The following is a 24,356-nucleotide window of genomic DNA, read 5'->3' as shown; positions in this document are numbered from 1 at the left end:
TTATTCTATCACTAAAACAAATCCTCCATGTGGTTTCATGGTAATTTTAATAGTTGCGTTTGAGGTGAGTTCGCTTTTAACAAATGAAAGATCTTCATTTCCATCTGTAATCAATGTGGCTGTTTTTCCTCCAAATTTATTACCATCAAAACTGATTTCTTTCGCAAAAGTTTCGCCGTTTATGCCGCCGATGTACCATTTGTTGCCCGATTTTCTGGCCATTACCACAAATTTGCCCGGATAACCGTCAATCAGTTTCGTATCTGACCAGCTGGATGGAAAGTTTTGCAAAAATGTTTTAACGTAAGCAGGTACTTTAGCCATTCCATCAGGCGTTTCTGCCAAATGCTGTACTCCCGACTGGAAAATTACAGGTAAGGCAAGTTCGAAACCATTTGTGGTATTACGGTTTATTTTTGGGAGTTTGTTCAAGGTCATTGGGGTAAAATCCATGGGGTCGAACACATTCCTGGTAAAAGGGATGGTGGTGGCATGCAGCGGTTCTTCATTGGCATTCTCCTGTTCGAAAGTAATAAATTCCATTCCTCTAATCGATTCCATGGTTACCAGGTTAGGGTAGGTACGTTGCCAGCCTCTTGGTAAGGTGGCACCATGGCAGTTTACACTTAAACCGAATTTGGCGGCATCTTCAAAAATTTCAAGGTAATATTTAATCATCGATTGCCCATCGCCACCAAAAAAGTCGACCTTAATGCCTTTAATACCCATTTTTTGGAGCATTGCAAATTCTTTCAAGCGGCTTTCTTTAACATTAAGTTTGTTTCTGGGCGTGTATTTTACGGTATTCCAATCGCCTGCAGAATTATACCAGAGGATTAAACCCACATTTTTTGATTTAGCATAATCTGCCAGTTCCTGCATTTTATCAAAACCAATTTTGGTGTCCCAGTCTACATCGATCAGGCAAAACTCCCATTTCATATCTGCAGCAAAATCGATGTATTTCTTTTGTACATCATAAGTGATGGAGTTATCCTTTAAAATAATCCAGCTCCATGAGGCCTTGCCCAACTGAAATAAATCGGGGTTGATATTGCTTTTGGCAGGGTAGGCCAGATCGGTCCCAAGGGTAGATCCGGTGATGGTTTTTAAACTGCCGATGGCAATAATGCGCCAGGGCGTGTACCATGGCAATTCAGATTCGGGGTTTACATTTTGCCCTGTAAAAGCTTCTCTTTGATCAGGAAAACCGACTTCATAATTTCCATCGGCTGAATTTTGTTTAAGGCGTGTTGCGCAATAATTGCCATCCAGGCCACTTTCTGAGATCAAAAGCCAGGTATCTTTATAGTTGAACAAAGCCGGATAAACCCAGCCTGCATTTGTTGGGGCAGGGGTACCCACATTAATTTCCTTTTTGTAATATTCTTCGTAAGATGGGTTCGTACTTTCCCAGCCTGTTTTTGCGACCGACATGGGTTGCATCCAGGCTTTAGCACCGTTAAAAAAGTGAAAAGAGGTTTTTTCTTCTGCTAATTTTTTAATTTTTGCATCGCGGTCAGGGAAATAATATCGGAAGGCAACACCATCATCAGATACCTGGAAGATGACATCCATTTTCTGCTTTGATGGTGTCTGCAAATGGATTATTCTTTTGTTAGCGGCATAATTGTTAAGCAAGCGCTTTGCGTTTTTTAAAGTATAACTGTCTTTAACCAGCTCATTTTTAGAAACCGATAAAATGGAAAGTTTTTTTGAAAAATCTTCGTCGGCGCGGACCAAGCCCAAGCTTGAAGTATTAAGCACTTCGGCACCATTGCGGCTGATGGTATAAGATAATTGCTGCTGCGCTAAAACAACGGTAACCTTAAGGGTTTTATCAGGACTACTGATTTCGTATCTGTTTTGCGCATGGAGCGTCTGCATGGTGGCAATTATTGAAAATGCCAGGGCAAGGGCTTTATATTTCATCACGGGATTATTTTAATTCGAGTACGACAACAGATTGTGCAGGAAGCTCAACTTTCAATGTATTTCCTGATTTTTTAGCTCCGGTAAATTTTGCATTGTGCACTTTATTGGCATTTGTAAACGTATTTACATCAGTAAGCTGTGCCGATGTTAAAATCTGGCCGGTAACGGTTTTCCATTTTAATTCTCCCAAATCGGTGTTTAAAGCAATTTTGTTTTTAGGATCGAGGTTAACCAGCGAAATGTGGATGGCACCTGTACTATCCTGCGATGCTGAAACATTCAACGCCAGGATTTTTTTGTCTCCTAAACTATAATCAGGGCTGGTGAAATTAATGGGCAGGTATTTGGCATCCATGTGCACTTTATACAGATCGAAAACGTGATAAGTAGGGGTAAGCACCATTTTATCTTTTTCAGTTAAAATTAAAGCCTGTAATACATTGATGGTTTGCGCCAGGTTTGCCATTCTCACACGGTCAGAATGGTTGTTGAAAATATTAAGCGTTGTTCCGGCAATTAAAGCATCGCGCAGGCTGTTTTGCTGGTAAAGAAAACCAGGATTTGTGCCAGGCTCCACATCAGTCCAGATTCCCCATTCATCAACAATCAGTGCTACTTTCTTTTTTGGATCGTATTTATCCATAATAGCAGCGTGTTTGCTCACAATTTCTTCCATACGCAAACAGTTTTTCATGGTGTTGAAATACTGCTCTTCATCAAATTTGGTGGCCGAACCTTTGGCGCCCCAATTGCCCGTAGGTAGGGTATAATAATGCAGGGTTAATCCCCACATTCTACCTGGACCAATGTTTTTCATACAGGTTTCTGTCCAATGGTAATCATCAGAACTGGCACCACTGGCAATTCTTTTTAAAGGTGCACCTGCATAATCTCTTGCATAAGTAGCGTATCTTCTATATAAATCGCTGTAATATTCAGGAGTCATATTTCCTCCGCAGCCCCAGCTCTCGTTGCCAACACCCCAAAACGAAACTTTCCAGGGTTTATCCATTCCGTTTTGTTTGCGGATGGCTGTCATTGGGCTTACGCCGTCAAAATTGAGGTATTCTACCCATTTGGCCATTTCCTCAACGGTTCCGCTACCTACATTGCCGGCAATGTACGGTTCACAATCGAGCATTTTACAAAGGTCCAGAAACTCGTGCGTACCAAAACTATTATCTTCAATTACGCCTCCCCAGTTGGTATTTACCATTTTGGGACGTTCGTTTCTCGGGCCTATGCCATCCCGCCAATGGTATTCATCGGCAAAACAACCCCCTGGCCAACGCAGGTTAGGCACTTTTATTTTTTTTAAGGCATCCACCACATCTAATCTGATTCTGCCTTTATTTGGGATGCTGGAGTTTTCACCCACCCAAAAACCATCGTAAATACATCGGCCCAAATGCTCGGAGAAATGGCCATAAATGTGTTTGCTAACAATTTGATTTCCTGCTGGTTTAATGCTGAGCAAAGTTTCGGTTTGTGCATCAGCAAACAGGCCACTGCAGAGCAGAGCGATAGAAAGGATTAATTTTTTCATCTGTTTATATGGGTTTCTTTTTGTGGTTCTCGGTTTTTAATTGAAAGGGATTTTGATCACGCTGAAAGAATAGGGTTTTAGGCTGGTGTTTAGTTTTTTGCCTTTTACATTTATTGCTGAAACTTTCGGACTTAAAGCCTGTGGATTATCGAATGAATTTACCTGGTTGAGGTTCGAATCTGCCAGTTCTTCTACTGTTCCGCTACTTTTTAATTTGGTTTTTCCATCCAGTTCAAAATCAATCGACTGGCTTTTATCAGTATTGTTGGCTATTTTGATAATCAGCTCTTTTTTGTTTTTATCGAGTACCGAAGAGGCATATAATCCATCCTGTCCGATGATATTTTTATCATCCAAAGTGATTGAAACCACGTCAGTTCCTTTATTGGTGGCAAAAAGTTTTTGCACATAATAATCGGGTGTACCATAAATATTCAGGTTATCCACCCAAATCATATCCGGGGCCCACTGCCAGGCATCAATATGTGCAAAAAGGGGTGCGTAAGAAGCCATTTGAACCACATCGGCGTTGCGCTCCAAACCCGTCATTAAAGCTGCTGAAGCCAATGCACTTTGCCAGTTATTACGGTTGCTGCCAACAAAGTTTTTATCGGCATGAACTGCGTATTCTCCTACAAAAACCTTCGATTCGTTCCGTGGATAATTATCATAGCGTCCTGCATTTTTCAAAAACCAATCTGCCGGGCGATAGTAATGTTCATCTATAAAATCGGCCTTATTTTCTCTTAACGAAGTATTAAGCAGGTTAAAACGGTCGCCCTCCGGATCAGTGCCCGAACTGTTGATGAGTTTAAAATCAGGATATTTTGCTTTAATGGCCTTGGTGAAAATGGCTAATCGCTCCAGGTATTGAGGACCCCAGTTTTCATTTCCAATACCCATCATTTTTAAATTAAAAGGTTTAGGGTGCCCCAGATCTGCCCTCATTTTACCCCATTTGGTATTTACATCGCCATTGGCAAATTCGATCAGGTCAAGGGCATCCTGTACATAAGGGTCAAGTTCATCCAGGGCAGCCACTTCACCGGTATTAAACTGGCAGGCCATGCCGCAGTTTAAAATGGGCAGGGCATCCGAACCAATATCTTCTGCCAGCTGGAAATATTCGAAAAATCCCAAACCAAAACTCTGGTAATAATCTGGTGCTGAGCGGTAGGCAAATTCAGTATTCCACCGGTTGATGATCAATTGCCTGTTTTCTATCGGGCCTATTGTTTTTTTCCATTGATAGCGGTTGGCCAAATCGGTGCCTTCTACAATGCAGCCGCCCGGGAAGCGGATAAAGCCAGGTTTCATATCTGCTAAAAGCTGAACCATATCGGCCCTTAAACCTTGCTTGCGGCCTTTCCAGGTATCGCCGGGAAAGAGCGAGATCATATCTAAATCAATTTGACCTTTTCCTTCGAAAATGATGGCGAATTTTGCCTTTGGATCCGTTTCTGTAGCGGTAAAACTGGCCGATTGTTTTTTCCAACTGCCGCCGCTTTGCTCAGGAACAAGATTTCCTTCTCCAATTACTTTATTGTTTGCACTTAACAACTGCAGGTGCAGGGTTACGCCAGGGCTTTTCTGACGGTACATCACCGAGAAATCATAGCGTAAGCCTTTTTTAACACCAATGCCTTTAAAACCCTCATTGGTGATGCCAAAAGGGCCGTTTTCGTTGTTAACCTGCAGGTAACGTGGGTTAGCTGTATTTACTTCCTTGCGGTTAACGACCAAAATTTCGCCTTCATTTGCTTTTTTTCGCTGAATGCTCCAGCCCATTAAGGGTTTAGTAAACTCGAACGACCTGTTTTTAATCAGTTCAGCATAAATTCCACCGTCAGCCCCAAAGTTGATATCCTCAAAAAAAACACCCCACATATTGGGCTGAACCCTGGCAACGGATTGATCTAACTTGATTTTGACCACTTTCGGGCTTTGAGCCTGCAGCAACAGTGGGATGGCTGTAAAACTGAGCGAAGAAGCAAAACAGGCGTTTAACACGCTTTTTTTAAGTGCGTTTAGTTTCATTGGTTTTAATATTTGGTCGATTCTAATTGTAAAAGTAAAATATTTAAAATAATAAACGTTATTTGTACGATTATTATTTTGAAATAAAATAATCTACAATGTTATCATCTGCAGTAAAACAAACTTTCCTGATCAGGGTATTATAAATTTAGCTGAAAGAATGATAATTGCTGATTCGCCAACAGATCATCTATTTGGGGAGAATATTTTACTATAGCATATTAACATGTAAAAAAACAGGATACCACAGGATGCTTATTGCCGGATTAGTTGCTAAGTTAGCCTGCTGGTAAATGTAAAACACAAATATTACAGCCAATACTAACCAAATACCAGTCCACAAGCATGAATATCTTTAAAATCAGTTTTTTGATTATTGCCCTGTTTTTTCAATCTGTTGCTAAGGCGCAGCCTAAAACCCCCGATTGGGTGGCTAAGGTTGGCCACCGCAATACCCAATACAAAAGCAACGTTTTTTTAACAAAGAAATATGGAGCGATTGGCAATGGAAAAACATTAAACACGGTATTTATTCAGCAAGCGATTGATGATTGCGCAGCAAAGGGTGGGGGTATAGTTACTTTCGAACCCGGAAAATATTTAACCGGATCGCTGTTTATTAAAAAAGGGGTTAACCTCAATATAGGCAAAGGCGTAGAGCTATTGGGCAGTGAAAACATTAAAGATTATCCGGAAATTGATACCAGGGTTGCGGGGATTGAGATGAAATGGCCTGCTGCCCTGATCAACATTATCAAACAAAATAAGGCAACTATCTCGGGGAGCGGATTAATTAACGCACAGGGAAAGGTATTTTGGGATTACTACTGGAATTTGCGTAAAGAATATGAACCAAAAGGTTTACGCTGGATTGTTGATTACGATGCCAAAAGGCCACGCACCATACTGATTGCCGAATCTGCTGACGTAGTTTTAAAAGAGGTAAACATACAACAAGCTGGTTTTTGGACGGTACAGGTACTTTATTCGGCTTATGTAACGGTTGATCAAGTCACCATTAGAAATAATGTAGATGGGCATGGACCGAGCACGGATGGGATAGATATTGATTCATCTACCTGGATACTGGTTCAAAACTGCGATATAGACTGTAACGACGATAATTTCTGCTTAAAAGCCGGCCGTGATTGGGACGGCTTAAGGGTAAATAAACCAACTGAATACGTGGTGATCAGAAACAGCATTGCCAGAAAGGGTGCCGGATTGTTAACCCTGGGCAGCGAAACTTCTGGTGGAATCCGCCATGTTTGGGCCACCGATTTAACAGGTTATGATACCGGAAATGCGCTGAATATTAAATCGGCCACCATAAGGGGCGGAACGGTAGAGGATGTCTATTTTAATAACATTACCATGCATGGCGTGGGCAATGTACTGCAGGTAAACCCCAATTGGAACCCAACATACAGCTATTCTACTTTGCCCGCGGGTTATAGTCTGGAAACCGTGCCTGCGCACTGGAAAAAAATGCTGACCCACGTAGAACCTAAAGAAAGAGGGATTCCAAAAATACAGGATATCCATCTTTACAATGTAAAAGCAACCGGCGCTAAAAAAGCAATCAACGCAGTTGGTTTACCCGAATCTACGTTAAAAAACTTCACATTGTCGCAAATTGCGATAGATGGGGCAACAGCCGGAACGATTGATTTTTGTGCCGACTGGAAATTCTACAATGTTAGCATACAGGCAGCAGATGGCTCGAAGCTTAAAGTAAGCAACTCAACAGCCATCAAACTGTAGTTTAAGTAACTTTTGCATTGATGTTTTGAAATAACGTATGTATAACGCTTTTAAAACATCACTATAGTATATTAACATTAAAAAAGCAGGATACTACAGGACGCGGGTTTAAAATTTACTCTCTAAATTGGTCATCAATCAGGCCCGTTTCTAAATTGAGCTTGCCCTAACCAAATTACATTTATGAGACCTCGAGTTATTCAATCAACCTGTATGGATGATCTGCTGCTGTGCAGTGAGATCGTTGGTAGAAAACGGACTTTAAAAGGGAATTCCATTACAGCAAAGCATTGAACGCGATGACAATTAAGAAATTATCTGTTCTGACCCTGATTTTAGGATTATCAGCCTACAGCTTTGCCCAGCAAAGGCCTGTAGCGCAGACTAGCCCTCCTGAAACCATAAAATTGTTTTTCGAAAAAACGTACCTGCAAACCGACCGCACTTATTACAGCGCTGGTGAGGAGATTTGGTTTAGCGCCTATCTGGTTAATGCAAAAAGCACGAGTTTAACCTCAACCAGCAACAATTTATATGTAGAATTGATTTCACCTCAATCAGCCATTTTGGATAAAAAAACCATCCGTTTAGATAATGGTTTGGGTAAAGGCGACTTCAAAATAGCCGATACCATTCCATCAGGTTGGTACAACATCAGGGCCTATACCAACTGGATGCGTAATTTTGGAACCAACTTTGTGTTTCAGAAAAGTATTTTCATCACCAATCATTTAAAAGAAAATGCCACTTACGCCACCCGCAATGCTGACAAAAAACCTCCGGGAGCTGCAAATCCGGGTAAGCAGAAATCCATCATGTTTTTCCCCGAGGGCGGTTCATTGGTAGAAGGATTAAATAGTTTGGTGGCTTTTAAAACCAACGATGACCTGGGCAATGGCCTTAAAGCAAGCGGAAGTGTAATCTCTTCAAAAGGCGATACCGTTACCACCTTTCAAAGTACCGATGCAGGCATGGGGATTTTCGCTTTTAACCCTAAGGCAAACGAAAGTTATAAGGTAGTTGGATTATTCGGAAAGGAGCCGTTTTCGGCGGTATTACCGCAGATTTTGAAAAAGGGCCTGGCCTTACACCTCAGCAGCGATTCCCTTCAGCTTAAAGTAACGATAAGTGCAAACGAAACGTTGTTTAATGAAATTAACGGGAAATCGTTATCCATTATCATCAAACATGCAGGAGACAATGTGTACAGCGGCACGGCTAAAATGACAAAACAGGCTATTTCAGTTTCTATTCCAACAAAAGATATTCCCCAGGGCATTTCGGTACTTACCCTAATTGATGATGCCGGAAGGCCAAATTGTGAGCGCCTGGTTTTTATTAACGGGGAAAGCAAAAACAGACTGACCATAACACCAGGTAAAACGAGCTACAAAACCCGCGAAAAAGTAGAACTGAATATTAAAGCTACCGATTTGATGGGCCAGCCTGCAAAAATGGCTTTATCGTTGGCTGTAGTAGATGGCCTGATCCCAGACGATGGATCCAATATCGAATCCTATTTATTGCTCCAATCTGAAATTAAGGGCGAGATTAAAAATGCCGGTCAATATTTCGATCATAATAATCCGGCCAGATTAAAACAGCTTGATTTACTTTTATTAACACAGGGCTGGAGGGATTATGTATGGAAAAAACTGGCAGATAGTGCCATCAAAATAAAATATCTGCCCGAGGCCGGATTAGGCATTAAAGGCCTGGTGCGCGAGAAACTGGCCAATAAACCATTGCCCAATATGAATGTTACGCTGTTTGGCTCGGGTTTTAATGGCGATAAGCTATTTGCAACGCAAACCGATCAGAACGGGCACTACTTTTTCGACGGATTAAAATGGTACGGGAATCAGCCCATAAAAATCTCTTCTCAGGATGGAAAAGGAAAAAAAGGAGGGTGGCTGCAGATTGATTCGGTAGAAAAACCGGTTGCCATCCAGTTTAAAAACGGATTGCAGGATTTTGCAAAAAAGATTGATGCTGAAATAAGCAAACGCATGGATTATAACCGCACCTATAAGTTTGGCGATTCCATAACCTTAAATGATGTAGACGTAAAAGCAAATAAAGGCAAAAATGTCGAAATGTTCGATCAAACCCTGATGACTTTTGGTTATCCCGATCAGGTATTCGACATCACAAACGCCGATTACAGTTATAAAGGGCTCGAGCATTTTTTACTCACTAAAGTAAGTGGTGCCCAACCGGTTGATGATGCCGATTCTATTGGGAATGAAGGCATCACATTTATCTCAAACGGTAAAAAAATCCGTCCGCGGATTAAAGTGAATAACAGGGAAGAATTGGTAGCCGAGCGCCTCGATTATTACAGTTTAACCATGGACCAGGTTAACCAGGTAAAAGTTCAGCACCTGGTGAACAACAGCGGTAATGATGTGTACGTCATCAGCCTCAATTTAAAAGACAGTGCATTAAGGGGTACCAGCCTCAATCTGCTAAACATTAACCTTACCGGATATTACACTGCCCGCGATTTTTATTCGCCCAATTACAGTAATCCTGCAAACGCGAATAGAGATTTACGCACTACTGTTTTTTGGTCGCCATTAATAAAAACCAACGAAAACGGGGAGGCTAAAGTGAGCTTTTACAATAGCGATAACAAAGGAAACATCGTAATCAGGGCAGATGGCATTACCCAAAAAGGTGCAGCCTTATCCTCAAAAACAAGCTATACCGTTCAATAATATCCGAAATGATTAAACCTTTAAAATACTTTTTGCTGTTAATGATCAGCTTTTGTTCCATCACCACTTTCGCCCAGCGGCAAATGGAAAAATTAGGGCGTGGCATGGTAGCTGTTAAACAGGGTGCAGATTCTGTTTTTGTAAGCTGGCGGATTTTAGGCACCGAACCGGATGATATCGCTTTTAACCTTTACCGTAAAACGGGTAGCGGAAGCCCAAAGAAATTAAACCCGACACCATTGACCAAAGGCACAAATTTTACCGATGTTGGTGTAAATACCAGTGCAGACAATAGTTATTTTGTAAAACCGGTTATCAAAAACCACGAACAGGAGGCCAGTAGAGCCTTTGTTTTAGCCGCAAAAACCCCCATCCAACAGTATTTAACTATTCCTTTGCGTACACCACCCGGTTATAGTCCGAACGATGCTTCAGTTGGTGATCTTGATGGCGATGGCGAATACGAAATCATCCTGCATCAAACCGGCCGGGGTCGCGATAACTCTTCAAACGGGCTTACAGATCCACCAATTTTTCAGGCCTATAAACTTGATGGCACTTTTTTATGGGAAATTAATTTGGGCAAAAATATCAGGGAAGGGGCACATTATACCCAATTTATGGTGTACGATTTAGATGGAGATGGAATTGCTGAATTTGCCTGTAAAACAGCTGATGGCACAATAGACGGTAAAGGAAAAGTAATTGGCGATTCGACTAAGGATTATCGGAACAAAAACGGGAAAATATTAGATGGTCCTGAGTTTTTTACCATTTTTAGCGGAAAAACCGGAGAAGCCCTGGCTACCACAGATTACATCCCGGCCAGAGGCGATATTAGTGGCTGGGGAGGGAGCGGAGGAAATGGTAAAACCGACAACACAGGCAACAGGGTAGATCGTTTTAATGCCTGCATTGCTTATCTGGATGGGATACACCCCAGCGTGGTGATGTGCCGCGGATATTATGGACGTACGGTTTTGGCTGCCTGGGATTGGAGAGGGGGAAAATTAACTTCCCGCTGGGTTTTCGATACAAAAAATGGTAAAAACCCTTATTCCGGAATGGGCAACCACAACTTAAGCGTGGCCGATGTAGATGGTGACGGGAAAGATGAAATTATTTACGGCTCCATGTGTGTGGATGATAATGGCAAAGGTTTATATACCACAGGTTTAAGGCATGGCGATGCCCTGCACGTTTCCGATCTCGATCCGGAGCGACCTGGTTTAGAGGTTTTCGGCATACACGAAATTGAAGAAGGGACGAAAGGCCCTGGTGCTGCACTTTATGATGCTAAAACAGGAGTAATTTTATGGCATGGATCAGACGATGAAGATGTGGGCAGAGGGGTGGCCGATAATATAGATAATACCCGCATGGGTGCACAAATGTGGTGGTCGGGCTCAAATGGTTTGTTTGATATCAAAGGAAACAGAATCGGCGAACAGCCCCGTTCTACAAATTTCCTGATTTATTGGGATGGCGATCTTTCCCGTGAACTTTTGGATGGAAACCACATCGATAAGTATAACGGTGGTCGCTTGTTGACGGCTAATGGCGCTGTTTCCAATAATGGCACAAAATCTACCCCGGCTTTAAGCGCCGATATTTTTGGTGATTGGCGGGAGGAACTGATTTTGAGGGCCTACGACAATCAAAGTTTAAGGATTTATACCACAACCATCCCAACCGATTACCGGAATTATACCTTAATGCACGATCCACAATACCGTTTAAGCATTGCCTGGCAAAATGATGGTTACAACCAACCACCGCATACCGGGTTTTATTTCGGTTATGGGATGAAAAAAGCACCAAAACCCAATATCATACTTGTAGAGCCCCGTAAATAGGCAAAAGGAGCATTTTAAAAAAAATAGTATAATAAAATGAAATCAATATCACTTAAACTTCTGGCTGTTATCGGTATCATCAGCATGGTCTCGGCTTTCATCAAGCCTGGTAAACCAGCCCTCCATACCATTGGCGATTCAACCGTTAGGAATTCAAATAAAGAAACCTGGGGCTGGGGAACACCTATTGCAGCATTGTTCGATACCACAAAAATCCACGTCGAAAATAATGCGATGGCCGGCAGAAGCACCCGGACATTTCTTTCAGAAGGCAGGTGGGACAAGGTTCTGGAAACCTTAAAACCTGGCGATTTTGTCACCATGCAATTTGGCCATAACGATGGCAGCGAACCCGACACCACAAAAGCAGGCAGAAGAGGTGTTTTAAAAGGAACCGGAGAAGAAACAAAAGTATTAACCTGGCCTGATGGTAAAGTAGAAACGGTGCATACTTATGGTTGGTACATCCGCAAATTTGTCCGCGAAACCAAAGCCAAAGGCGCAACACCCATTGTTGTTTCCATGATACCAAGAAACGAATTCAAAGAAGGCAAAGTGCTTCGCGCCGATCAAAGTTTTGGCAAATGGGCTGCCGAAGTTGCACAACAGGAAAACGCTTATTTTGTCGACCTCAATAAAATTACTGCCGATAAATACGACGCCATGGGCCCCGGGAAAGTAAAAACTTTTTTCCCCGGAGATCATACCCATACCAACCTCGAAGGTGCAAAATTAAATGCCGAATCGGTTGTAGAAGGCATCAAACAATTAAAAGACTGTAAACTAAAAAACTACCTGCTTTAATTTTCCAAACCCCGCAGGTTTTTAAAACCTGCGGGGTTTTATAGAAATAATCAATCTGTGTAATTAACCGCGAAGGGAAAAATAAACCATGAAATCAACTAAATACCTATATCCAATCCTTGTAATCGCTTTTATCACTTTTTCTTCCTGCATTATCCTAAAGCAAAAAGATAAGCCAACTTTATTCCTCATCGGCGATTCTACCGTTAAAAATGGCAAAGGTAAAGGCGATGGCGCTTTATGGGGCTGGGGTAGTTTTATCGCGAATTTCTTCGATACTGATAAAATTAATGTCGAAAATGATGCCCTAGGCGGAACAAGCAGCAGGACTTTCCAAACCAATGGCCTTTGGGATGCTGTTTTAGCGAAAGTAAAAAAAGGCGATTTTGTAATGATGCAGTTTGGCCATAATGATAGTAGTCCGCTGGATGATACCGCCCGTGCCCGCGGTACAATTAAAGGTATTGGTATGGAAAGTAAGGATACCTATAACCCCATTAAGAAAAAACAGGAAGTGGTGTATACTTACGGCTGGTACATGCGCAAATTTATTAATGATATTAAAGCAAAAGGCGCTACCCCGATTGTTTGCTCTTCCATTCCGCGTAATCCAGTTAAAGATGATCAGGTGGTGTTGGTTAACGATAGTTATGCCGGTTGGGCGCAAGAGGTTGCCCAGGCAGAAAAGGTAGATTTTATCCCCTTAAATCAATTGATTAAAGATAAATATGCAGGTTTGTCTGCTGCTCAGGTGAAAACATATTTTACCGAAAAAGACCATACCCATACCAATGAAGAAGGTGCAAAAGTAAACGCAGCAGCTGTTGTAGAGGGCTTAAAGGCATTGAAAACGAGTAAACTGAAAAGTTATTTGAAATAATAATCTGTTTTGCTGAGGGATAATTTATTGTGTAAATCGATATGGTATCGTCATTTCGACTGAAGCTTACCGATTCTTCATCGGTAGCGTAATGGAGAAATCTTTAAACTTTTCGGTAATAACATTCAAAGATCTCTCCATTTCGCGTTGCGCCAGTTGAGATGGAGTCCATACTTGTCGGCAGAAAAAGTCTCCTCGCAATGAACGATTTTTCTACATCAGTAGAAAGATCGTCAACGGAATGAAACACAAAAGCTTTAAGATTCCCGCCTGCTCGGCAATGACGCAATGTTAAGGAAAAAACTAAATGTAGTAGTGCAACTAACCAGTCGCAAATATTTTACAAATTAATAAACGTTGTTTAAACGGTTTAAAGCAGTTCGAAACCATGAAGCAGGACACTACAGGTTGCCCATGTTTGTTTTAAACCTTATAATAGTGGATTAACCAGATATACCGAATGCTTTTGCATTCATTTCTTTTAAAAATATGCAGATAAAGGCATTCGCATTTACCAAATGGATAGTAGCAACTATAGGTTTGATTTTCTTATTTTCTACCGGCGTTGTAGGACAAAGCATTTCTTTAAAAGGTAAATGGCGCTTTAAAATCGATGCCAATGATGAGGGGGTTAAAGGAAAATGGTATTCAAGTGTATTGCCTGAAACCATCAATCTGCCAGGTTCAATGGCCGAAAACCTGAAAGGTGATGATATTACCCTAAAAACCAAATGGACAGGCAGCATTTACGACAGTTCTTACTTTTTTCATCCCCGCCTGGCAAAATACCGTAAACCGGGCAATATAAAAATCCCTTTTTGGTTAACACCTGCCAAGCATTATACCGGTGCTGCCTGGTATCAGAAAGATGTGGAAATTCCTGCAAACTGGAAAGGCCAGCGGGTAGTTTTATCTTTAGAATATCCACATTCCGAAACCCGTGTTTGGATTGATGACATCGAAATTGGTACGCAGTATACTTTTGTTGTTGCGCAGAATTTCGAACTCCCCGCCAAGCTAAAAGCAGGTAAACATACCATCACCTTATTGATCGATAACCGGATTAAAGCCATCAATGTGGGGCAGGATTCGCATAGCCTAACCGATCATACCCAGGGAAACTGGAACGGCGTGGTGGGCAAAATGTTTTTGCAGGCAGGGTCTCCGGTTTATTTTGAAGACATCCAGGTTTATCCAGACCTGAAGAAAAAATCGGTTAACGTTAAAATTCAGCTTCAGGCCGGTGCGGGTATGGCCTCCAGCGGAAAAATAACCCTTTCGGCCAAAAGTTTTAATACCAAAAATATCCTCAATGTAAAACCTGTAACGGTTCCTTATCAAATAAAAAACGGAACAGGAAATGTGGAAATTGAATTGCCAATGGGCGATAAAATTGCCACCTGGGACGAGTTTGATCCGGCATTGTACCGCTTAACCGCATCATTACAGTCTAAAGATGGCAAGAAAGATGAAAAGCAGGTACAGTTTGGAATGCGCGAATTTAAAGCGGTTGGCAGAAGTTTCGAAATTAACGGACGCCCGGTTTTTTTACGCGGTACCGTTAATAACTGCGAATTCCCATTAACCGGATACCCCTCAATGGATGTGGCGGCCTGGGAAAGAATTTTCAAAATCTCAAAAGACCATGGTTTAAACCACATGCGTTTTCACTCCTGGTGTCCGCCTGAGGCCGCTTTTATTGCTGCTGATTTAGCAGGCTTTTATTTGCAGCCCGAGGGGCCAAGCTGGGCAAACCACGGTACATCCATTGGTGATGGAAAACCCATCGATCAGTTTATTTATGATGAAACTAACCGCATGACAAAAAACTATGGCAATTATGCTTCATTTTGCATGATGGCTTATGGCAACGAGCCCCGCGGTAAACAGGTAGAGTATTTAACCAAATTTAATAACTATTGGAAAGCCAAAGATTCGAGGCGGTTATACACAGGTGCATCTGTTGGCGGTAGCTGGCCGGTTATTCCGAACAACGAATACATGGTACGTGCCGGGGCCAGGGGCTTAGATTGGGGCCGGAAACCTGAAAGTATTTCTACCTACGCTAAACAGATCGAACAGTTTACCGTTCCCTTTGTAGCGCATGAAATGGGCCAGTACTGTGTGTTTCCAAATTTTGAAGAAATCAAAAAATATACCGGCGTTTACCGGGCTAAAAACTTTGAAATGTTTCAGGAAGACCTGGCTGATCATGATATGGCCGGTCAGGCAAAAGATTTTTTAATGGCATCAGGTAAATTGCAGGCCTTATGCTACAAAAACGAAATCGAAAAAGCGTTAAGAACGCCCAATTACAATGGCTATCAGTTACTCTCTTTAAATGATTACCCTGGGCAGGGAACAGCATTAGTTGGTGTTTTGGATGCCTTTTGGGACGAGAAAGGATACATTACGGCTAAAGAATTTAAACGTTTCTCAAACAGTACGGTGCCTTTGCTTAAAGCTCCAAAATTTGTTTATACCAACAACGAAAGTTTAGATGCCGCTGTAGAAGTGGCCCATTTTGGAAAGGCTCCATTAACTAACGCTAAAATTTCGTGGACCATAAAAGATAGAACGGGGATTGTTTTAGGTCAGGGGAATTTCGATCAGAAAACTTTACCGGTAAGCAATTGCATCCAGATTGGCGATATACATTTTGCATTGAATAACATTCAAAAGGCAAGCCAGCTCAACCTTGAAGTTAAAATTGAAGGAACAGAATACGCCAACGACTGGAATTTCTGGGTTTATCCGGCTACGCTTCCGAAGCTTAAAACCAGTTTCTATTATACTGATAAACTGGATGAGCAGGCAAAAAAAGTATTGGATGAGGGTGGAAATGTGTTCCTGAATGCCGCAGGCAAAGTAGTAAAAGGTAAAGAAGTGGTGCAGACATTTTTACCCGTTTTTTGGAATACATCGTGGTTTAAAATGCGCCCGCCACATACGTTGGGCATTCTTTGCGATCCCAAACATGCTGCATTTAACAACTTCCCTACTGAAGGCCATAGTGATATGCAATGGTGGGAAATTGTAAATAAAGCCCAGGTCATGAATCTCGAAGATTTTCCTTCAGGCTTTAAACCGGTTATTCAGCCCATCGATACCTGGTTTCTAAACCGAAGGCTGGCATTGGTTTTAGAAGCCAAAGTAGGCAAAGGAAAACTGATTGTATCCAGTGCTAATCTTTCACCCGATTTAAAAGAATCGCCTGCTGCACAACAGCTTTATTTTAGCTTACAGCAATATATGATGTCTGATCAATTTAACCCAAAATACGAAGTAGCCTTTAACACCGTCAAAGATATTTTCGAAAGTCCTTCAAAAATTCAGTTCGATACTTTTACAAAAGATAGTCCTGATGAGTTAAAGCCAAAGCCAAAATCGAAATAACGAATAAAAACATTGCCATGAAGAAATTTATATCCTGTTCCGCATTTTTATTGATCATCAGTACGCAGCTATTTGCCCAAAAACTGCCCAATAAAAAGGCGGTTTTAAAAGTTTTAAAATCAACCAATGCTTATTTTATGAATAAGTGGCCTGATGCCGGGAAATCAATCATTACCAATAAGGAAAGGCCAAGCAATATCTGGACAAGGGCCGTTTATTACGAAGGTTTAATGGCTTTGAACAAGATCAACCCCGATCAAAAATATTACGATTATGCTGTACAATGGGGCGAAAAACACAACTGGGGTTTGAGAAATGGCATCCAGACCCGGAATGGCGACGACCAGGCCTGTGGGCAAACCTACATTGATTTATACAACATCGATAAAAAGCCGGAGCGTATTAAAGACATCAAGGCATCAATTGACCTGATGATTCAATCGGGCAAGGTAAACGATTGGACCTGGATTGATGCTTTGCAAATGGCGATGCCCGTTTTTGCCAAATTGGGGAAGTTATATAACGATAACACCTATTACGATTACATGTATAAAATGTACCTGCACAGCAAAAATGTAGAAGGTGGAGGTTTATACAATGCAAAAGATGGACTTTGGTGCAGGGATAAAGATTTTGTGCCACCATATAAAGAGCCCAATGGCGAAGATTGTTATTGGTCGCGGGGCAATGGCTGGGTAGTAGCTGCTTTCGTTCGCGTGCTGGAAACCATGCCAAAAGATGCGGTGGGCCGTGATGAATATTTAAAAACCTATCACGAAATGATTAAAGCCCTGGTGCCGCTGCAACGTACCGACGGTTTCTGGAATGTGAGCTTGCACGATGACGGTCATTTTGGCGGTAAAGAAACCTCAGGCACAGCATTATTTGTGTACGGCATGGCCTGGGGTGTAAATCAGGGAATTTTAGACAAAGCCACTTATTTGCCCGTGATCGTAAAAGCATGGAACGGAATGACCAAAGATGCGGTTCAGGAAAATGGTTTTATAGGGTTTTTACAGGGTACCGGAAAAGAACCTAAAGATGGTCAGCCGGTAACTTACACCAGCAAACCAGATTTTGAAGACTATGGTTTAGGCTGTTTCTTATTAGCCGGAACAGAGGTTTACAAATTGAAAAAATAATTAAAATGAAGTTCAGAAATTTTCAATTTTTATCAATAATCATTTTGTCGCTTTTAGTACCGCAATTACTTTCGGCACAAAAAATGCCTGGCGTTAAAATTGGTATTTCTGAAACTAATATCCCCTTATCTTTCCCACTCGTAGAACAGGATAAAGCCGCTACCATTTATATCGATGCCAAGGATGCTGAGGTAGTTGCAATAGCCGCCGAAGCTTTTAAAAATGATATTCATCTACTCACCAACCTTACACCTTCCGTTAAAAAAGGCAATGAAAATTTAAGCGCTTATCCAGTAATTATCGGTACGCTGGGGCAATCGAAAGTGATTGATCATTTGGCAAAAACCAGGAAAATAAATCCGCTGAGTTTACAGGGCAAATGGGAAACCTTTTCCATTTCAGTAATCGAAAATCCCACCAAAGGTGTAAAAAGGGCATTGGTAATTGCAGGCAGCGACAGGCGGGGAACAGCTTTTGGTGTTTTCGAATTGTCGCGCATGCTTGGCGTATCTCCCCTTAATTGGTGGGCCGATGTAAAACCCGCTTTAAAGAAAGCACTATATATTAAAGCTGGAGAAAGTGTGGTTGGTCCGCCATCAGTAAAGTACCGCGGCATTTTCATCAACGATGAAGATTGGGGCATTCAGCCTTGGGCCGCTAAAAATATGGATACCGATGTAAAAGACATTGGTCCAAAAACTTATACTAAAATCTTCGAACTGTTGTTGCGGTTAAAAGCCAATTACATCTGGCCGGGCATGCACCCCTCCACAAAAGCTTTTTATTTTTATGCCGATAATCCAAAAATTGCCGATCAATATGCCATTGTTTTAGGATCAAGCCATTGCGAACCCATGCTGAGGAACAATGTTTTTGAGTGGGCCGAGAATTTTGAGCATGAATATGGCAAGAAACCCGGCGAATGGCGTTACGATCTCAATAAACCCGAAATTGCAAAATATTGGACAGACCGTGTTCAGCAGGCCAAAAACTACGAATCGGTTTATACCGTTGGTATGCGTGGCATTCATGATGGCAGTATGCCAGGACCAAAAGACAAAAACGAAAAAGTAAAATTGCTCGGGCAGGTCATTACCGATCAGCGTGAAATTTTAAATAAATATAGCACCAAACCTGTTAATTCAATTCCCCAGATATTTTGTCCTTACAAAGAGGTTTTGTCGCTTTACCAGGCGGGGTTAAAATTGCCTGATGATGTGACGATTGTGTGGGCTGATGATAACCATGGTTATGTTCGTCAGCTTTCAAATCCCGAAGAGCAGAAACGTTCAGGCGGGAGTGGTGTTTATTACCATATTTCTTATTGGGGTGCACCTCACGATTATTTGTGGCTTTCGTCTATTTCTCCATCACTGATCTCTTACGAATTAACCAAGGCCTATCAATATAAAGCCGACCGTTTATGGGTCATTAATGTCGGTGATATTAAGCCTGCCGAAATGGAAACACAGTTTGCCATGGATTTGGCCTGGGATATTCATCGATGGGAGCCTCAAAAAGCATATTTATATGCCGAAAGCTGGGCGGCAGAAATTTTTGGCGCAGCCTTTGCAAAACCAATTGCCGATATTAAAGCTGTTTATTACCGTTTAGGTCACGAGGCCAAACCTGAACATATCGGCAGTGTAAACATTACCGATGCACAGGCTGATGAACGATTGATGGCTTACGAAAAAATTTACAACCAGGCCAAAAAACTGGCTGATCAAATGCCCGAACGTTTAAAGGATGCCTATTTCGAACTGATTTTCTATCCGGTTCAAGGTGCTTATTTGATGAACCAAAAGATTTTATATGCAAAAAAAAGTTTGTTACTGGCAGCAAAAGGAGATCAAATTGCTTTAAGCTATTCTAAAAAAGCTAAAGATGCTTTTGAGCAGATCAAGCTCATCACCAAAAAATACAATGAAGAAATTGCTGGCGGCAAATGGAATGGAATAATGGATTACAGACCACGCAAATTACCTGTTTTTGACATGCCAAAAGTGGCTGAAAGCATTGCGGCTCAACCTACAGCTCAAACCAAAGAAAATAAACCGGTTTTGATCAGTGCGGCAAAATTTAAGGATAAATTTGCAGCAAAAGGAACTGTGTTACAATCGATAAATGGTTTGGGAATCGGCGGTAGTGGCATGTCGGTTTATCCCTTTACCACTAAAAGCATATCAGAAAATGCACTAAATACAGCTCCGTTTTTAACCTATCAGGTCGATTTTGAAACCGCTGGTGAACATCAGGTAGAAGTGAAATGTTTGCCTACTCAGGGTGTAAATAACGGCATTAAAGTGCGTTATGCGATTGCCGTCAATGGCGATCAGGCTCAAGTAGTAAATGTGGCGCCAGCATCCGAAAATAACACCTGGAAACAAAATGTACTGCAGGGTTATGCCTCAGGAATTACAAAACATCAGGTTGCTAAAGCAGGAAAATCAGTGATAAAAATTTATTTGCTCGATCCTGGGGTAGTAATCAATCAATTGGAAATCAAATAATATGTGGAAGAAATATTTAACCCTTCTTTTATTGCTGTTGTCTTTTTCAGCCTTTTCGCAAAGCATAGGCGATTACAAAGGCGGTTTTAAAAGGCAGGGGAACGCCATTTCATTTTCAACCTCTAAAGGTGAGGTGAAATTCGATTTATGTACCGCCGAAATGTTCAGGTTAAGAACCAGCTGGAGCGGTGCGTTTGAAAAGAATGAAAACCTGATGGTCATCAATTATAATTGGCCAGATGTTTCGGCCAAAGTAGAAGAAAAGAAAGATCAGATTACCATCACCACTTCCAGGTTGATTGTTAAATTAAACAAATCACCGTTTAAAATCGATGTTTTTGACTCAAAAGGAAAGTTATTGAGCGCTGAAAACAATGGATCAGTTACTAAAGAAAATACAAAGGTTGGCGTAACCAAAAAACTGCAGGCCGATGAGCATTTCTTCGGTTTTGGAGAGCGCATGGATTTTATGGACCGCCGCTTCAAAAAAGTAACCTTAAACGTTGGTCGTGGCAAAGGTTTGCCGCATGCCATTGGTGCCTACAATATTTTAGAAGCCAACTATTGTCCCGTTCCATTTTTTATGAGCACCAAAGGTTATGGCATTTTCCTGCATAATTCTTTTGCCACGGAGTGGGATATGGGTGCATCAAACAAAACACAATACAGCTTTAAAGCCGCAGATGGTGAACTGGATTATTATTTCATTTACGGACCAACCTTTCCGGCAATTTTAAACTCTTATACTTCGATAACAGGTAAATCTCCGATGTTACCACAGTTTGCATTAGGTCTTCATGCGGGTACCTACAGTGGCGGTACATGGGGGCACGAAGAAAAAACTTCAGACCATTATGTAGTCGAACTGGCCAAAAAATACAGAGAACTCGGCATTCCTGTCGATTTACTTTGGCTCGATTCTACCTGGCGTTTATTTGGAGAAATTGGAGGTAAAGGAGCAACCTCTTTTGAGTGGAGAGAGACTTTTAAAGACCCCAAAAGTATGTTCGATAGCATTTACGCCATGAACTATAAAATGGTAGGTCTGCACCTCCGCCCAAGGTTTGATAATGCCAAAAAATTAAATTTATTGGATCAGGCCCGGGAAAAAGGTTATACCTATCCCGAAAATGGAAAACCTGGCGAATTTGTAAACTTCTTTGATGAAAAAGCAACCCAGTGGTGGTGGGATAACGGCGTAATGCGTGTAGCTAAATTAGGGGCTAAATTTCTAAAAACCGACGAGGGAAGTGCTTTCGGCGCATTAGCAAACGAAAGCGAAAAAGTGGGCCCAACAGGTAAAGATGCAGAGCGTTTGCATAATGTTTTTCCGGTGGCCTATGCCAAAGCACCTTTTTTAGCATTCGAAAAGTTTAATGGTTTTAGAGGTTTAAACCAAACGCGTGAGGGTTACTCAGGCATACAACGTTACCCTTACATTTTTGCAGGCGACTGGCCGAGCGAATGGCAATATTTTGCTCCTGTAATTAAAGCAGGTTTAAATATCGGCCTCTCTGGGGTAGGTTCCTGGGCGCATTGCATGGGTGGTTTCGAGCATCAGGCCGATCCCGAATTGTACATCCGTTGGGTACAGTTTGGCATGTTCAGTCCCATTGCTTTGGTTTTTGGAATGGATCACCCAGGCTACAAAGAACCCTGGAAATATGGCGATGATGCATTAAGGAACTTCAAAAAATACGACCTTTTACGCTACAGGCTTTTCCCATATTTATACACCAGTATGCACCAGCAATATGAAACGGGTTTACCCATGATGCGTGCCTTGGTTTTGAATCATCAGGATGATGAAAATGTGTACGAAATTGGCGATCAGTATCTGTTTGGCGATAATTTAATGGTGGCGCCGGTTACAACAAAAGGTGCCATTACCCGTTCGGTTTACTTGCCTGAAGGCACCTGGTTTAACTACTGGACGGGCGAAAAGTATGAAGGCAAAAGTTACCGCCATGTGGTGGCCCCGTTAGATACCATTCCATTATTTATAAAAGGAGGAAGTATTATTCCGATGCAACCCGAAATGATTTATAGTGGCCAAAAACCGGTTGATGTCATTACCCTGGATATTTTCCCTTTTGGCGAATCTAAATATGACCTTTACGAAGATGATAATTTAAGTGCTGATTATAAAACAGGGAATTTTGCGATCACTAAAATTACTTCATCCTTAACAACTTTAGGTTTGGTTTTAAAAATAGCAAAGCCAGCCGGACAATTTAAGCCAGGCAAGCACAAGTATCTGGCAAAAATCCATTGGACGGGTAATGCAAAACCAAAATTGGTGGTAGAAAATGATACGAAACTTAACCCCGTTGGCAATGCCGATCTGTTGGATAAAAATGCAGGTTGGTTTTACGATGAGCAGCAAAAAATACTTTGGATAAAATCAGGAGGGGATAATGGTAGGGATGTTAGTTTCAAAATTAATTAGAATAGGTTAGCAAGCGTTTTGTCATTCTGAGCGCAGCGAAGAATCTTTTAGCGATGAAACTAGGGTTTTTCCAACCCACAAAAGGAAAGATGACAATCTTAGTATGGGTGGTCGTCATTGCGAGAAAGGCTTTTTCAGCCGACGAAGCAATCTTTCTAGCAAGGATCGCTGGCAGGAAAGATTGCTTCGTCGTTCCTCCTCGCAATGACGACCGCACTAATGGATTCTGTCTATGGTAGGGCAGCGAAGAATCTGTTAGCGATGAAACTAGGGTTCTTCCAACCCACAAAAGGCAAGATGACAATCTTAGTATGGGTGGTCGTCATTGCGAGAAAGGCTTTTCAGCCGACGAAGCAATCTTTCTAGCAAGGATCGCTAGCAGGAAAGATTGCTTCGTCGTTCCTCCTCGCAATGACGTCCGCACTAATGGATTCTGTCTATGGTAGGGCAGCGAAGAATCTGTTAGCGATGAAACTAGGGTTCTGCCAACCCACAAAAGGGAAGATGAGAATCTTAGTGTGGGTGATCGTCATTGCGAGAAAGGCTTTTTCAGCCGACGAAGCAATCTTTCTAGCAAGGATCGCTGGCAGGAAAGATTGCTTCGTCGTTCCTCCTCGCAACAACGAGCGCACTAATGGATTCTGTCTATGGTAGGGCAGCGAAGAAACTGTTTGCGATGAAACTAGGGTTCTTCCAACCCACAAAAGGAAAGATAAGATGGCAATCTTAGTACTAATAGGCAAGAGATTCTTCTTCGGATAGTTAGGGCGGGGCGGTCGTCATTCCCAACCCGATAGCTATCGGGTCGATTGGGAACCACGGAGTGCTCATGAATACCTTTGAAACAAGGGAAGCTTATGAATAATTGTAATGCAATAAGCTTTAAGATTCCCGCCTGCGCGGGAATGACGACCTTTCTATTTTACGCCGAAAACAAAATCTGCGTATTTTGCGTAATCAGTGGGAACAAAAACATAAACGGAACAAACCATTAACAAAAATGAAAATAGCATTTAAAATGAAACTTAAACCAGGATTTGAAGCCGAATATAAATCCCGTCACGATCAAATTTGGCCTGAATTATCAGCTTTACTCAAAGAAAATGGGATCAGCGATTATTCAATTTTTTTAGACGAAGAAACCAATACCCTGTTTGCCGTTCAACAGCAAAACGGGAATTCATCACAGGATTTGGGTAGCACCAAAATTGTGCAGAAATGGTGGGCTTATATGGCTGATATTATGGAAACCAATCCCGATAATTCACCTAAAAGTTTTCCTTTAGAAATGGTATTTCACCTAGATTAATCAGC

General features: G+C 41.7%; 13 protein-coding genes. 10 read left to right on the top strand and 3 right to left on the bottom strand.

Going from position 1 to position 24,356, the window contains the following annotated elements; translation table 11 throughout:
* Genes H9L23_RS15460 through H9L23_RS15450 form a run of 3 tightly spaced genes read right to left on the bottom strand, consistent with a single transcriptional unit; the run spans position 1 to position 5,518 of the window.
* Entirely contained in the window at positions 1–1,932 is a 1,932-nt protein-coding gene (locus H9L23_RS15460; protein ID WP_246474706.1) for a glycoside hydrolase family 97 protein, read from the bottom strand.
* A gap of 7 nt (positions 1,933–1,939) precedes the next feature.
* Complete coding sequence (locus H9L23_RS15455; protein WP_187591262.1) at positions 1,940–3,481, bottom strand: alpha-N-arabinofuranosidase; 1,542 nt, start codon at positions 3,479–3,481, stop codon at positions 1,940–1,942.
* Between the two features lie 36 nt (positions 3,482–3,517).
* The gene (locus tag H9L23_RS15450; protein WP_187591261.1) at positions 3,518–5,518 is read right to left on the bottom strand and encodes an alpha-L-arabinofuranosidase C-terminal domain-containing protein; all 2,001 of its coding nucleotides are present in this window, start codon (positions 5,516–5,518) and stop codon (positions 3,518–3,520) included.
* Positions 5,519–5,863: 345 nt separating this feature from the next.
* On the opposite strand from H9L23_RS15450, the gene H9L23_RS15445 reads away from it, so the two are divergent.
* The 10 genes from H9L23_RS15445 (at position 5,864) to rhaM (ending at position 24,351) form a co-directional block, all read left to right on the top strand.
* Complete coding sequence (locus H9L23_RS15445; protein WP_187591260.1) at positions 5,864–7,282, top strand: glycoside hydrolase family 28 protein; 1,419 nt, start codon at positions 5,864–5,866, stop codon at positions 7,280–7,282.
* Positions 7,283–7,581: 299 nt separating this feature from the next.
* Entirely contained in the window at positions 7,582–10,002 is a 2,421-nt protein-coding gene (locus H9L23_RS15440; RefSeq protein ID WP_187591259.1) for an MG2 domain-containing protein, read from the top strand.
* Positions 10,003–10,010: 8 nt separating this feature from the next.
* Positions 10,011–11,858, top strand: coding sequence for a rhamnogalacturonan lyase (locus H9L23_RS15435; RefSeq protein ID WP_187591258.1), 1,848 nt, complete (start codon positions 10,011–10,013; stop codon positions 11,856–11,858).
* Positions 11,859–11,894: 36 nt separating this feature from the next.
* Positions 11,895–12,662 (top strand): rhamnogalacturonan acetylesterase, encoded by a 768-nt coding sequence (locus H9L23_RS15430; RefSeq protein ID WP_187591257.1) that lies wholly within the window; start codon positions 11,895–11,897, stop codon positions 12,660–12,662.
* Positions 12,663–12,750: 88 nt separating this feature from the next.
* The gene (locus H9L23_RS15425; protein WP_187591256.1) at positions 12,751–13,542 is read left to right on the top strand and encodes a rhamnogalacturonan acetylesterase; all 792 of its coding nucleotides are present in this window, start codon (positions 12,751–12,753) and stop codon (positions 13,540–13,542) included.
* A gap of 489 nt (positions 13,543–14,031) precedes the next feature.
* Positions 14,032–16,938, top strand: coding sequence for an exo-beta-1,4-galactosidase (locus H9L23_RS15420; protein WP_187591255.1), 2,907 nt, complete (start codon positions 14,032–14,034; stop codon positions 16,936–16,938).
* Positions 16,939–16,955: 17 nt separating this feature from the next.
* Complete coding sequence (locus H9L23_RS15415) at positions 16,956–18,080, top strand: glycoside hydrolase family 88/105 protein (protein WP_187591254.1); 1,125 nt, start codon at positions 16,956–16,958, stop codon at positions 18,078–18,080.
* A 5-nt stretch (positions 18,081–18,085) separates the two neighbouring features.
* Entirely contained in the window at positions 18,086–20,593 is a 2,508-nt protein-coding gene (locus tag H9L23_RS15410) for a glycosyl hydrolase 115 family protein (RefSeq protein WP_187591253.1), read from the top strand.
* Position 20,594: 1 nt separating this feature from the next.
* The gene (locus H9L23_RS15405; protein WP_187591252.1) at positions 20,595–23,042 is read left to right on the top strand and encodes a glycoside hydrolase family 31 protein; all 2,448 of its coding nucleotides are present in this window, start codon (positions 20,595–20,597) and stop codon (positions 23,040–23,042) included.
* 1,000 nt (positions 23,043–24,042) lie between these two features.
* The gene (gene rhaM / locus H9L23_RS15400; RefSeq protein ID WP_187591251.1) at positions 24,043–24,351 is read left to right on the top strand and encodes an L-rhamnose mutarotase; all 309 of its coding nucleotides are present in this window, start codon (positions 24,043–24,045) and stop codon (positions 24,349–24,351) included.
* Positions 24,352–24,356: the final 5 nt, after the last annotated feature.

This window comes from Pedobacter roseus, from assembly GCF_014395225.1.
GTDB classification, from domain to species: Bacteria; Bacteroidota; Bacteroidia; order Sphingobacteriales; family Sphingobacteriaceae; genus Pedobacter; species Pedobacter roseus.
This window is presented reverse-complemented; position numbering and strand designations above follow the sequence as displayed.

Coding starts and splice junctions, on each gene's coding strand:
- H9L23_RS15460 (WP_246474706.1), bottom strand. CDS start 1,932: ATGAAATATAAAGCCCTTGCCCTGGCATTTTCAATAATTGCCACCATG.
- H9L23_RS15455 (WP_187591262.1), bottom strand. CDS start 3,481: ATGAAAAAATTAATCCTTTCTATCGCTCTGCTCTGCAGTGGCCTGTTT.
- H9L23_RS15450 (WP_187591261.1), bottom strand. CDS start 5,518: ATGAAACTAAACGCACTTAAAAAAAGCGTGTTAAACGCCTGTTTTGCT.
- H9L23_RS15445 (WP_187591260.1), top strand. CDS start 5,864: ATGAATATCTTTAAAATCAGTTTTTTGATTATTGCCCTGTTTTTTCAA.
- H9L23_RS15440 (WP_187591259.1), top strand. CDS start 7,582: ATGACAATTAAGAAATTATCTGTTCTGACCCTGATTTTAGGATTATCA.
- H9L23_RS15435 (WP_187591258.1), top strand. CDS start 10,011: ATGATTAAACCTTTAAAATACTTTTTGCTGTTAATGATCAGCTTTTGT.
- H9L23_RS15430 (WP_187591257.1), top strand. CDS start 11,895: ATGAAATCAATATCACTTAAACTTCTGGCTGTTATCGGTATCATCAGC.
- H9L23_RS15425 (WP_187591256.1), top strand. CDS start 12,751: ATGAAATCAACTAAATACCTATATCCAATCCTTGTAATCGCTTTTATC.
- H9L23_RS15420 (WP_187591255.1), top strand. CDS start 14,032: ATGCAGATAAAGGCATTCGCATTTACCAAATGGATAGTAGCAACTATA.
- H9L23_RS15415 (WP_187591254.1), top strand. CDS start 16,956: ATGAAGAAATTTATATCCTGTTCCGCATTTTTATTGATCATCAGTACG.
- H9L23_RS15410 (WP_187591253.1), top strand. CDS start 18,086: ATGAAGTTCAGAAATTTTCAATTTTTATCAATAATCATTTTGTCGCTT.
- H9L23_RS15405 (WP_187591252.1), top strand. CDS start 20,595: ATGTGGAAGAAATATTTAACCCTTCTTTTATTGCTGTTGTCTTTTTCA.
- rhaM (WP_187591251.1), top strand. CDS start 24,043: ATGAAAATAGCATTTAAAATGAAACTTAAACCAGGATTTGAAGCCGAA.